The organism is Flavobacterium nitrogenifigens, assembly GCF_003254565.1.
Taxonomy (GTDB): Bacteria; Bacteroidota; Bacteroidia; order Flavobacteriales; family Flavobacteriaceae; genus Flavobacterium; species Flavobacterium nitrogenifigens.
The window spans coordinates 56,338-68,907 of sequence record NZ_QJRI01000166.1 but is presented as its reverse complement, the minus strand read 5'-3'; the positions used below and the strand labels follow the sequence as shown (position 1 = coordinate 68,907).

General features: G+C 33.8%; 12 protein-coding genes. 7 read left to right on the top strand and 5 right to left on the bottom strand.

What is annotated here, in order from left to right; genetic code table 11:
* Window positions 1-9 precede the first annotated feature (9 nt).
* The 7 genes from DM397_RS05585 to DM397_RS05555 all read left to right on the top strand — a co-directional run bounded on the left by DM397_RS05585 (window position 10) and on the right by DM397_RS05555 (window position 5,974).
* The gene (locus DM397_RS05585; protein WP_111376587.1) at window positions 10-447 is read left to right on the top strand and encodes a 3-hydroxyacyl-ACP dehydratase FabZ family protein; all 438 of its coding nucleotides are present in this window, start codon (window positions 10-12) and stop codon (window positions 445-447) included.
* On the top strand, window positions 444-1,712 hold the full coding sequence (locus DM397_RS05580) for a beta-ketoacyl-[acyl-carrier-protein] synthase family protein (protein WP_111376586.1): 1,269 nt from the start codon (window positions 444-446) through the stop codon (window positions 1,710-1,712). The genes DM397_RS05585 and DM397_RS05580 overlap by 4 nt, the downstream gene beginning before the upstream one ends.
* A gap of 1 nt (window position 1,713) precedes the next feature.
* Window positions 1,714-1,968 carry an acyl carrier protein gene (locus DM397_RS05575; RefSeq protein WP_111376621.1) on the top strand — a complete coding sequence of 85 codons (255 nt, stop codon included), beginning with the start codon at window positions 1,714-1,716 and terminating at the stop codon, window positions 1,966-1,968.
* Window positions 1,965-2,462 (top strand): 4'-phosphopantetheinyl transferase family protein, encoded by a 498-nt coding sequence (locus tag DM397_RS05570; RefSeq protein ID WP_111376585.1) that lies wholly within the window; start codon window positions 1,965-1,967, stop codon window positions 2,460-2,462. The genes DM397_RS05575 and DM397_RS05570 overlap by 4 nt, the downstream gene beginning before the upstream one ends.
* A 137-nt stretch (window positions 2,463-2,599) precedes the next feature.
* Window positions 2,600-3,385 (top strand): polysaccharide deacetylase family protein, encoded by a 786-nt coding sequence (locus DM397_RS05565; protein WP_111376584.1) that lies wholly within the window; start codon window positions 2,600-2,602, stop codon window positions 3,383-3,385.
* Between the two features lie 79 nt (window positions 3,386-3,464).
* Entirely contained in the window at window positions 3,465-4,538 is a 1,074-nt protein-coding gene (locus tag DM397_RS24085; RefSeq protein ID WP_276508817.1) for a response regulator transcription factor, read from the top strand.
* A gap of 80 nt (window positions 4,539-4,618) precedes the next feature.
* Window positions 4,619-5,974 (top strand): hypothetical protein, encoded by a 1,356-nt coding sequence (locus tag DM397_RS05555; RefSeq protein WP_111376583.1) that lies wholly within the window; start codon window positions 4,619-4,621, stop codon window positions 5,972-5,974.
* Between the two features lie 279 nt (window positions 5,975-6,253).
* Here the strand turns inward: DM397_RS05555 and DM397_RS05550 are convergent, their stop codons facing one another.
* The 5 genes from DM397_RS05550 to DM397_RS05530 form a co-directional block, all read right to left on the bottom strand.
* Window positions 6,254-8,035 carry a mechanosensitive ion channel family protein gene (locus tag DM397_RS05550; protein ID WP_111376582.1) on the bottom strand — a complete coding sequence of 594 codons (1,782 nt, stop codon included), beginning with the start codon at window positions 8,033-8,035 and terminating at the stop codon, window positions 6,254-6,256.
* A 93-nt stretch (window positions 8,036-8,128) separates the two neighbouring features.
* The gene (locus DM397_RS05545; RefSeq protein WP_111376581.1) at window positions 8,129-8,635 is read right to left on the bottom strand and encodes an acetolactate synthase small subunit; all 507 of its coding nucleotides are present in this window, start codon (window positions 8,633-8,635) and stop codon (window positions 8,129-8,131) included.
* A gap of 368 nt (window positions 8,636-9,003) precedes the next feature.
* A complete protein-coding gene (locus DM397_RS05540; protein WP_111376580.1) occupies window positions 9,004-10,029 on the bottom strand; it encodes an NAD(P)-dependent alcohol dehydrogenase in 1,026 nt (341 codons plus the stop codon).
* 217 nt (window positions 10,030-10,246) lie between these two features.
* A complete protein-coding gene (locus DM397_RS05535) occupies window positions 10,247-10,849 on the bottom strand; it encodes a murein L,D-transpeptidase catalytic domain-containing protein (protein WP_239457801.1) in 603 nt (200 codons plus the stop codon).
* A gap of 337 nt (window positions 10,850-11,186) precedes the next feature.
* The gene (locus DM397_RS05530) at window positions 11,187-12,467 is read right to left on the bottom strand and encodes a S28 family serine protease (protein ID WP_111376578.1); all 1,281 of its coding nucleotides are present in this window, start codon (window positions 12,465-12,467) and stop codon (window positions 11,187-11,189) included.
* Between the last annotated feature and the right edge of the window lie 103 nt (window positions 12,468-12,570).

Here is a 12,570-nt window from a genome sequence, read left to right as displayed (position 1 = left end):
TGAAAGCTTATGGAATTAAATAAGATAATAGCACAACTTCCCTACAGCGAACCTTTTTTGTTTGTTGATGAATTGCTTCATGCTGATGAAAACGGTGTGACAGGAACATATACTTTTCAAGAGAATCTTGACTTTTACAGAGGACATTTTAAAAATAATCCTGTAACTCCGGGAGTTATCTTAACTGAAACAATGGCTCAGATCGGAATAGTTTGTTTAGGAATATTTCTTTTAGGAAATGATTTGGGAGAAAATACCGTAATTGCTTTTACTTCTGCCGATATGGAGTTTTTGAAACCTGTTTATCCAAATGAAAAAGTAACGGTTACTTCTGAGAAATTGTTTTTTCGTTTTGGAAAATTAAAGTGTAATGCCGTAATGAAAAATGAAGCTGGACAAGAAGTCTGTCGAGGCGTTCTGGCTGGAATGATAACAAAAAGATTATGAAAAAGCGAGTGGTTATAACTGGTCTTGGGGTTGCTGCACCAAATGGTGTTGGAATTCCAGCGTTTACTCATGCACTGCAAAACGGCATTTCGGGTATTCGGCATGATGCACAGCTCGAAGAATTGCAGTTTTCTTGTCAGATTGCAGGTCAGCCTCAAATCTCTGAAGAGTTGAAAGCGCAGTATTTTACAGAACTCGAACTTCGCGGGCTCAATAGTACAGGGATTTTATATGGCGTTATCGCGGGTATGGAAGCATGGAATAATGCAGGATTACCAATAAATGAAAATCCAGATTGGGACAGCGGAGCTATTTTTGGAGCTGGAACTTCTGGAATTGACAAATTTCGCGAAAGCATTTATAAAATTGACGAACTACAAATCCGTAAACTCGGAAGCACTGTTGTGGCACAAACTATGAATAGCGGTGTCAGCGCCTATCTTGGCGGTAAAATCGGATTAGGAAATCAGGTTACCACTAATTCTTCGGCGTGCACAACTGGTGCTGAAGCTATATTAATGGCGTATGACCGAATACAATCTGGACAAGCAAAACGAATTCTAGCAGGGAGCACATCTGACAGCGGCCCTTACATTTGGGGAGGTTTTGATGCGCTTCGTGTCTGCTCATCCAAATTTAATGACAAACCCGAAGAAGGTTCAAGACCAATGAGCGCTTCTGCAGCAGGATTTGTTCCTGGAAGCGGAGCCGGAGCTTTTGTTATTGAAGATTTGGAAGCCGCTCAAGAACGTGGAGCGGTAATTTATGCTGAAATATTAGGAGGAAATATCAATTCTGGCGGACAAAGAGATGGCGGAACTATGACGGCTCCCAATAGCATAGCCGTACAAAGATGCATTAAAACAGCCATCGAAAATGCAGGAATCAGCGCAGATGAAATTGATGCTATAAATGGTCATTTGACAGCCACAACAAAAGATAGTCTTGAAATTGAAAACTGGACAAAAGCATTGGGTCGAAACGGTGCTGATTTTCCATATATTAATTCTCTAAAAAGTCTTACGGGGCATTGCTTAAGCGCTTCTGGAAGTGTCGAAAGTGTTGCTGCAGTATTACAGCTTCATGAAGAATTTTTATTTGGAAATATAAACTGTTCTGACCTTCACCCTGAAATCGCAGCATTAATTGATCCTTCAAAAGTGCTTTTAAAAACTATTAAATTCAACCCAAAAATAATTGCAAAGGCCAGTTTTGGTTTTGGCGATGTAAATGCATGTATATTATTTAAAAAATTTGAAAACTAAGATGGATAGAACCGAACTTATCAAGGAATTAAAAGTAATTATCAAGCCTTTTGCAACTAACACAGAAGCATTTGACAATCTAACAGAAGAAACCGATTTTATTAAAGATCTAAATATCAATTCGGCTAATCTGGTTGATATTGTATTGGATATTGAAGAAAACTTTGATGTCGTGATTGACAATGCCGATATGGAACGCATGCTTAACGTAAAAGCTGCTGTTGAAATTATCGAAACCAAACTCGCTGAAAAATGATCGGCAACGACGTTATAGATCTTGCGCAGTCACGCATAGAAAGCCGTTGGCAGCGCAAAGGTTTTATAGAAAAGCTTTTTACCAAAGAAGAACAGCAATATATAAAAGACTCTGAAAAACCTGAAATTATGGTCTGGCTTTTATGGAGCATGAAAGAAGCTGCTTATAAAATTTATAACCGACGGACCAAAATACGGCAATTTAGTCCCAAAAAACTGTGCTGTTCCATAGATTTTTTAAGCTCTAATCTTTCTTTAGGAAAAGTGATCTGCAATGAAAACACGTATTATACCAAAAGTATATTTTCTTTAGAAAGCATTCATACGATTGCCGTAAATAATTTAGAAAACATAAATAATGTAGTCGAAGTTGAAGATCCAGAAATTATAAAAGATAAAAACGGAATTCCATATTTAAAAATAGACAATATACTTCAGGATATTTCGATCAGCCATCATGGAAGGTTTGAAAAACGAGTAGCATTTAGAAAATGATTTTATATTCCCAATATGGTATCTTTGCTCCACTTTTTCGGTGATTGACAGATTCAAAAAGAATCAATAACTAAGAAAATTCTTTATATTTGAATTATAATATTCTGCATTCTATTTTTTTTAGCAATCTGAAATCTATGAGAATACTTTTTACTAAAACAGTATTATTTTTATTGTTCTTATCTTTATTTTCATGTGAAAATAAAAAACCGAAACCTATAGCAAAACCAACATATAAAGCGGGTGTAATTTTATCTTTTGACGATGCCTATGTCGACGAATGGTCTGAAGCAGATCGAGCATTGCGAAAATACTCTTGGAAAGCCACTTTTAATGTCTGCCGAATAGATTCTATTGGAGCTCCAGAAATTAAAACATTGTTAGAAATGCAAAAATATGGTCATGAGATAGCTGGACATGGTTATCATCATTACAATGCGGTCAAGTTTACCAAACAATTTAGCGTCAAAGAATATTTAAAACAAGAAATAGATCCTATGATTGTTTCTATGAAGAAAAAGGGATTCAACGTTACTTCTTTTGCGTATCCTTACGGAGAAAGATCAGATTCTCTGGATCAAGCTTTATCTCCTTTATTCAAAATTATAAGAGGACGAGCATTTGGAGGCGAAATTCCAGAGAAACAAGACAGTTATTTTGATAATTCTAAAATTGTATTTGCTTTTGATATTGATAATAGCCATATCCATTTTAGTATTCCGTATTTGCTTGAATTATTAGATTATGCCAAAAAGAACAATAAAATTCTAATTCTATGCGGTCATAAACCTGTCAAGGAAATAACCGAAAACTATCAGGTAAAAATTGAAACTTTAGAATTTATCTGCAAATACATGAAATTGAATGATCTTAAATTCTATCGTCTTTCAGATTTAGATAATCTGCTTCCGCCTCAGCTTTAATTAAAAATAGCCTGTATTCTGTCTAAAACTGTATTGAAGTTTTTTGTATTTTTAATCCTTCCTAAGTCTTTTATGTAAAATGCTAAAAGAAAAAATATCACGGATTTTATTCTTAACATGTGTTGCATGTAGCTTCATTCCAACTTGTTACGCACAATACAAGATTTCGGGATATGTTGATGCTGAACAGAAAAATAAAACCGTCTATTTGAGCCTTCTGAAATATGATGAGGAAACCATGATTACCGAAAATCAGATTCTTTTTTCAACTCAGACAGATAATTCTGGTTACTTTGAATTTAAAGGACAATTGTTATCTGAAAAAGATAAGCTTTACCGTATTCATTCTAATATCAACTCGATTAAAGGATTACAATTGGTTGCGGATAATAAGAAAAGTAATTTTTACAATTTTATTTTTTCTAACAGAGATACAATCTATTTTCCAAAATCTGGCAACAATTGGTTTAGCCAATCCAAAAACAGCAATTTTGCAGACAAAGAATGGAGAAAACTGAAATATTTTGAAGAACAATTAGAGAAAAATAATGCTCAAATAAAAAACAAAGAAGCGCAGCAGCAGGCAATACATGATTTTGCAGAGAAAGTGAAAACATACAGCGAAAAAAGCATTAAACATCCTCTGCTTAAACTTCTGGCTTTTTCGGATATCAAAAAAAATGATTTCAACATAAAAGCCGATTTCGAAAAAGATGAAACGTTTTATGATACTATTTCTACTTCATTAAAAAACTACTATGGCGAAACGTCATATTATCTCCAGTATCAAGATGAAATTTCAAAAATTTCAAATGTTATATTACAGCAAAAATATGCGTTTCAGAAAAAGCTAAATTATACTTTAGGTATACTAGTTTTAATTTTGGCTTCTATTTCAATTTTTCAATTCAGAAAATTGAAAGTTCTTAAACCTCGAAAAGCAATACAAGAAATCTCAAACCTGACCTTGACCAATCAGGAAGAGAAAATCACCAAACTGATTTTAGAAGATAAATCAAATAAAGAAATTGCCGATGAGCTTTTTATTTCACTAAGTACAGTAAAAACCCATATTCGAAATCTTTACACGAAATTGGATGTTGCAAACCGTCATGAATTGTCTGCAAAACTAAAAAATCATCCTTGGGATTAGTTCCAATTTCAGCCTCTTCTTAACTCATTTTCAAAACTACTCAATCTAATTTTGTTTCCGAAATTTTAAATCAATCGGAAATGAAAAGTTTTTTTTTACTATTAATCTTCATAACAACCATGCAATTTGCTACAGCGCAAGAAGCAGACAAAGCTTTTAAAAACAGGCAAAATATTCAAGAAAAGCTATTGGAAGCAAAAGTGCTTTTAGAAAACGACAACGGAAAACTTTGGGGAAAGCCAATCTGGAACGACAGTATTATTGTAATCGATTTTGACAATTCAATCTATAGTTTGGTGAAATTACCGAATAGCAAAACGGATAATGGCGTTTTATATTCTAAAACTTTGGAACCTAATTCTCTAGTTTTTGTCAATACCACACAAAAGTATGAAGGGAAAGAATATGCCACGGTTCTGAATAATTATCTGGACGATAAAAGTGCAACGATTATTCATGAGTTGTTTCATTTGCTTCAAATGAAGTATCGAAAGTTTAATGGAAACCCGATTGAATATCTTGACGAAACCAATGCACGCATTTTATTGAGATTGGAATATCAGGCATTAAAAAATACTTTGAAAGCTGTTATCGAAAAAAGAAATATCAATGAGGTTAAAAATTATTTAAAAGATGCTGTTCTTTTTCGAAAAGAAAGACAGCATCAATATTCAAAATATCTGAATGATGAACTGGAAATAGAAACGTTGGAAGGCTTGGCAAATTATACTGGTTTAGTTCTCTCTTCTTATGACAATAAATATGAAAAAGCTATAGAAGAAATTAACCAGCGAGAAGAAGCAAAAACCTACACCAGACCTTTTCCCTATGCCACAGGACCAGCCTATGGATTGATTTTTGACTATTTGAATATTACTTGGAGAAAAAGTTTAGATAAAATTTATAATTTCGCTGATATTTATGAAGTTATGATTTTAAAATCAAAATTAACTATCACTAAAAAGCAACTACAATTAGCCAAATCCAGAAATAATTTTATCGAAATAAACAAACAAGAAATTGCTCGGAAAGAAGAACAAAAAAAGCTGATTTCTTATTACTCCAAATTGCTAATCAATAAACCAATCCTAAAAGTCGCTCTTACCGATATTGACCATTACGGACGCACTTTTAATATGAATGGAACGCTAACTTTAAATGATAAAGGAATTGTGTATTCTAGTATTAAAGGGCGTGATAAATCGGGAAATAACTTTGGAAATTTTGCTACTATCGAAGGGAAAAATCAATTGGGAAAAGCTGGTATTTTAAGTTATGATAAAGATGGCAAAACTTATTTTGTTTTTCCGCTTCCTTCTAAAATTGAAGGAACAAGAGTTACAAACGAATTTTACGAAATAGAGTTAAATCCTGATTGGAAAATTGTAAAACAAAATGACGGAAATATGGAAATTGTAAAAGAATCTAAAAGCTAAATTAAAACTGTTACAAAACAAAAATATGTTGTTCAAAAGGACCGCTTTTTTTTAAGCTTCGGAGAAGCTAAATATTTATAGCAAAAGATAAATCTTTATAACACAAAGCTCCGGAGGAGCGACATATTTCAAGGCTGTAGAAAAAATATGTCGCTCCTCCGGAGCTTTTTTTATTTGTCTTATTGTAATTCTATAAATATTTTACCCCGCTGGGGTTTTACATATAAAGAATATTTCGTTCCAATTAAAAATCTATCTTTTTGAAACAGTCTATTCTTTTTACAACAAAGTTTCCTCATCGTCAGGATTAAAACTGCCTTCGTCAGGATATTTTATGCTTCCTTTTAATTCTTCTACACGTTTTGGATCAAACTTAGGCAGCTGTAATTCACCATTCTTCTTCCATTTTTTAACAGTTTTAGCAACTGCTTCCGCTTTTTCATTAGAAACCGGAGTATCCCTAGTCATATAAAGTGTTTGTGAAGGATAAGCCAAAGACGTGCCACTGCTTTCAATAATATCAAGCATTCGCAGTAAAAGATCCTCTTGAACCTCTTGTGATGTTTCAAAATTTATTGCTTCAATATAAGCGGTAATCTCAACTTTTAATGCATCGGCAGTAATCCCCGTAAAACGCACTATTGGCGGAGTATTTATAACCGAAGGATGCGCAAGCAGTAAAGATTTTAATTCCACTAAAAGATAACGCATCTGATCTGGAGTTGTTTCCATTCTAAAACCAAAAATCGGATTGAATATAAAACGGTCGCGATGTGCATAATTTTCTATTTTACTAGCTGAAAGCTGACCATTCGGAATTGTTACAATAGTACGGGCTGGTGTACGAAGTGTGGTAGAGCGCATTCCGATTGCTTCTACGGTTCCTTTTATATCATCAACTCGACAATAATCTCCAACACGCAATGGCTGATCTGCAATAAGACTTACACTTCCCACAAAATTTTCTATCGTTTTTTGCGCTCCTAGAGCCAAGGCAATCCCCCCAATTCCCAGTGCGGCAAGTCCCGCAGTAACATCAACTCCAATAATTCCCAAGAGTGCGATAATCCCAATAACGACAATTGCGGCTTTCATCGTACGGCTTAAAAACAAAACCGCAGACACTGCAGAAGCACGTCCTCTATTGTTCATTCTGCTTCGAGTATACATACTCACAAAATCGGTCATTCTCCAAAGCAGGATCAAAAAAGCTACAATTCCGATCGTGATTATGATTATGCTAAATCGCTGACGAACTATTATTGAAATTCCCATTCGCTGCGTAAAAGCTACGAATAAAATCACCGTTAGATACATCTGAACTGGCAGAGTAAAAGCGTCTATAATTGCGGTTCCTTTTTCAGTATCTGCTTTCTTCCACACTTTTTGAATTAGAAAAATGAGTACGAAAATAAGAAGTCTCGACAATAAGTATGTGACAACTGCCATTACTACCACCACTCCCCAGTGGCCAATTGGAACATTTCCTAATTTTCTATCTTTTAGAAATTTAGGCAATACCCTATCTAAAAAAGTTTTTTCTCCGCTAATATCTGCTCCACGAATTGCTTCTACTGTTTCTGCAGAAAAAAGCCATAATGCCGGCTCGCTGTCATCTGATTGATTTTCTAAATAAAGCTGTATGTCTATTTTATCTGTAGATACATTTCCAACCAAATCAATACCCGTTGTCAGATTATCATCTAAACGTCCTAGTTCTTTATTACTTAAAATAGATGATGGCGAAAAATTACCTCCCTGATCCAAAAGTTTCTGAAAAGTCTTTGCTATTTCAATTCTTTCGGCTGTTTTACGATAGGAACGTTTGCTCAAAACAAGATACTGACTGGCACGCAGATAATTCTGATCGCCCAGTGCTTTGATGAATCCGTTGACTGTTCCTTGAGGTGTTCTTCTTCCTAGCGAATCATCTGGAACTTTAACTGGCTCTTCGGTTGTCTTTGCTGCGCCTAAAAGCTGTGCTTCGGCTGTATTGGTGTTGACTAGAAAAGTCAAACTCAACAAGAAAAAAAACAATATCCGTTTTGTACCTGAAACCATACTCTATCTGCTTTAGTAATGACTATTAAAAATACTAAATATTGAAGAAAAACAGCAAGATTTCCGTAAGAAAAAACAGAATCACATCATTCTTTAAATTTCTATGCAAAAACCCTTATTAGATTTCTCAAGAGCAATTCTTGAACTTGTAACAAACTCAATCAATCCTAATGAATTTAATTCTTTGGTTAAAACCTCAATTTCATTGTCTGTTCCTGTAGCTTGCAATATCGTATACTCTTTGTGAATTTCTGAAATTTTAAGTTCATTTTCCCTAAGCATTAATTCCATATTGATGTTTTCCATCAATAAAGCGGTCGGAATTTTAAATAAAGCAGTTTGTCTAAAAACAATCTCTTCATTCAGATGAAAATAGCATTTATAAACCTCAATAATTTTCTCTATCTGTGCTGCTATATTTATGACAGTATCTAAAGTTTCATTTACTACGATCGTGTGTCTGTACATTTTATCTATTTCGCAAATAGACATATTAAGACTCAAAACGACTATCTGTTTTCTTATAAACATTGAGCTCAGTCTCGTGATTAATCTTAATTGATCTACAGAATAAATGGTAAGAGTAAATTCGTTTTTCATTTCTTGATTTTTATTTGTGCTTCTTTTTTGAATGGGTTAATTGGAAATAAAAAAGCCTTTCACATTTGATTGAGAAAGGCTTTTATGCATAGACAATAGAATCCTGACTCGTCATGTGATACGAATAATGATAATTGAAATAATAATGCTATTCTGAATTGAATTTTTCATACTTGCTGTAAACAAAAAAACCTCCCTTAAAAGGGAGGTTTTTCTAAACTGTATATTTTACTTATTTATATAACACCCCTTCACTACTATCGAATGATAATTGTGATAATAATTGAAGCGATGTTAATACTATTTTTCATTTGCTTGATTTGATGTCGCAAATATAGAGCTATTTTTTAATCTATAAATATTAATTTTTAAGGTATTAAAACTGCTCTTCCTTTTATTTTTCCTTGACGCATCCTATCGTACACTTCATTAGCTTCGTCAAGTTTATGTTTTTCAATTTCGATATGAATTTTCTTTTGTCTTGCCAAACCAACCACTTCCATAAGTTCTGTTCTTGATCCCCAATACGGATTGGTCATGCTCACCCCAAAAGGCAATCCATTCATGCTATATTGATAATGTCCTCCACCAAGACCAACAATAGTAAGATCTCCATCAAGGCTCACTACTTTTGTTCCTAAATCTATCGTAGAAGTTGCTCCAACAAAATCTAGAACTACTTTTGCTTTTTTGATTCCAGTAATTTTCTGAATTTGTTCTGCAGCATCGGCGTCTTTAGAATTAATTACATAAGCCGCACCCAATTCTTTTGCAAAAGCCAATTTATCTTCTGTCACATCGCAGGCAATGATTTCTGCTCCGCTTATTTCTCTTAATATCTGTAACGCAACATGGCCTAATCCCCCGACACCAATTACTACAACATATTCGTCAGCCATTAATTTAGGAAGCGAACGTTTTATAGCAGAATAAGGCGTAAGCGCAGCATCTGTCAATGGAGCTGCAATAACAGGATCTAAGTCATATATTGGCACTAAAAGTCTAGAAGACGGCACCAGCATATAATCGGCCATACCTCCGTCTAAACCTAAACCGCCACCATAAGCTTGTTCAGATTGATGATCACAATAATTTTCTTTTGACTGCTGGCAAGGTTTGCAATGCCCACAGCCCCACGGACCATATACCAGAACTGCATCTCCTTTTTTATACCCTTCGACATTCTCTCCTATTTCTTCGATCCATCCAGCATTTTCGTGTCCTAACGTAAAAACGGTTCCAACCACTGTTCCTTCATCTATAATATGCAGGTCTGAGTGACAAACACCAGCTCCGCCAATTTTTAACAAAACTTCATCACCTTTAGGAACAGGTCTTTCAATATCATTAACAACGCGGACATCTTTGTGTCCAAAAAAACGTACTGCTTTCATAAAATAAACTTTTAAATTACTATTCTACTAATTTACAACTTGTATCTTTTATAAGTTTTATCACACAAGTTAAGTTTATCCTAATTTATTGCTAATAAGAGCATTTATAGAAAACGGTCATGATTTTGAGATATAGCAAAAAATGAAAATCTAATTTATTAATACAAAAAAAGAGAACCTAAGTTCTCTTTTTACATTTATATTTTGGTCTTACTATTTAATAATAAACAGATAATAAGATTTTAGAGTTTGTACTTTCTATATATTTTGAAAGTCTACCTAAAAATTCTTGACTAACCATCGGACAGCCGTGGCTATTGATGATGTAGTATTCTTTTTCATCAGATGGAACCTCTTTGTAAGAATGCAATACGATAGCACGTTTCATAGCATTATTATTCGTTTCGTCCAATCCAGCAAGTCTGAAAGCTTTTCCGAATATACCTTTATATGGTTTTTCTACAGAATATCTTCCTAGTGCAGTGCAGTTAGATTCTGGAGCATTACTAAATTGTAAAATGTCGCCTTTTATTCCAGTTTCAGATCCTTTTCCATGTGCAACCAAACCTTGATCAAGAATTTGATTATTTTCTAGATCGTAAACAAAAAAACGATTTCTTCCTGATTTAATTTTCATATCAACAAGAAAAGCAATTTTGTTGCTATACTTGTGATTTGACGCCGTAAAAGCCTTAATCTCATTCACATGCTCAGTGAGTCTTGCGAATTCGACTTCGTCTAAAATTTCATCCTCGTCCCTCATACTTAATGAAGTAAATGAACTTAAGGAAAAAAGCAGTGCCAATAAAAATACTCTCATATCCGGCAAAATGTTAAGTTAATAGTTATGACTTGGGATCATTGATAATTTTCTGTTGCAAAATTATACACAAATGTTATACAATTCCCATATCATAAGTTAAAGATATTATAAATATCTGAAAACAACAATATTATCTGTTAATAATCGATTAAAATACCTGATTTAATGTTGAAATGCTACATCCTCTGTTAATATTATCCGTTTTTAGCTACGGACTTTTTTTTCTCATCAATAAATCAAAAAAATAATTTCTGCCAAGTAAAATTTCACTTGACAAAAATTATTAGAAACATAAACGCAATTAGTAATATAATATTTTATCTGTTGCTTTTTTTTAATTAAGCCACTTTTTCAATGTGTCCATAATCAATTTCTGGTCTTCCGCAGAAAAATGTTTTACTCTGGTTGAATGGCTTCCTTGCGGAAGTACCATTTTTAGTGCATCAACACTTGACTTTGGTGTTGGAGAACATGAGAACCAAGTATCATAACCTCCGTAGATATATAAAATTTTATCTCCTTTATTCTCAACATATTTGCGCACTTTTTTAATGTATTTTGGATTATATTTTATCACAACATCTTTAGGCGCAAATCGCGCATTAGAACTGCTTTTTACAATAGTCAACAAATCGGCAACCGGTTCAAGATCAAAACCATAATACCCCAATTCGCTTAAATGCTGGTAATAAGAAGGCAAATACACAAACGACATTTTATCATTGTAAGTTCCTACTCCAACAATTTTATTCAAATAATCGAAAAGCTCTTTTGCAGAGGCGTTTACTGGCGGAATTTCATCGCATTTTCCTCCCCATTGCCAAAACGAAAAAGGAAATTCTAAAACAGCATATTCCAATGCTTCCGCGAATGGAACTTCTGTAAATTGCATCTTTTTCTCAGCTGAATACTCTTTAAAAACCTCTAAGACAGCTTCTCTATTTTGCAGAACAGCTCTTTGGAAAGCTGTTATTTTTGCTCTGCATTCTTCCGTTCCAACTGTTCTGGTGTGAGTTATAGTTCTCGGATCTTCGCAAGTATTAATTAACGGAGCAACATACGGCATTGCCACATCAATATCGTTTGGATAGATTAATTTATAAATTAGGGATGTTTCTCCTCCTTTGCTGATTCCTGTTGAAATCCATTTTCCTGAATATATTTTTTTCAGTTTAGTAACAATGTTATGATAATCTTCAATCGCCTGATCATTGGTCAGATATTCCCATTGAATCGGGTTTGGTCTTGATTTTCCGTAAAAACGATATTCAACCGCAACCTGATTGGCCTGTAGCAAACTGCTGACTTCACTTTTTATATTTTCTGTATTGTAACCATGAGTCTCAATTACGGTTGGTCTGTCATAACCTAAATGCGACAGATAAATATAATGCTGAAAAGTTCCTTTTTCTGGGTGTTTGTGATCTAGAGGCTCGTCTAAAATTATTTGATACGATTCGGTATAGTTTTCTAAATTATCAATTCGCGTTATGATAGCTTTTGGGAATAATTCAGTCAATTTTTGCTGTAGATTTGCTGAAGATTCCTGTGCAGAAACTGCAAAAATGTTCAGGAAAAGAAAGAACAGCGTAATAATAAAGGATTTTCGATTCATTTTTAATCTTGTTATTTTAAAATTTTAAAAGTAAGTGCAATATCCAGCAAAAACTGATATTATATTACCCTTAAAATGTAATATTTTATCTAGTTTGCATCAA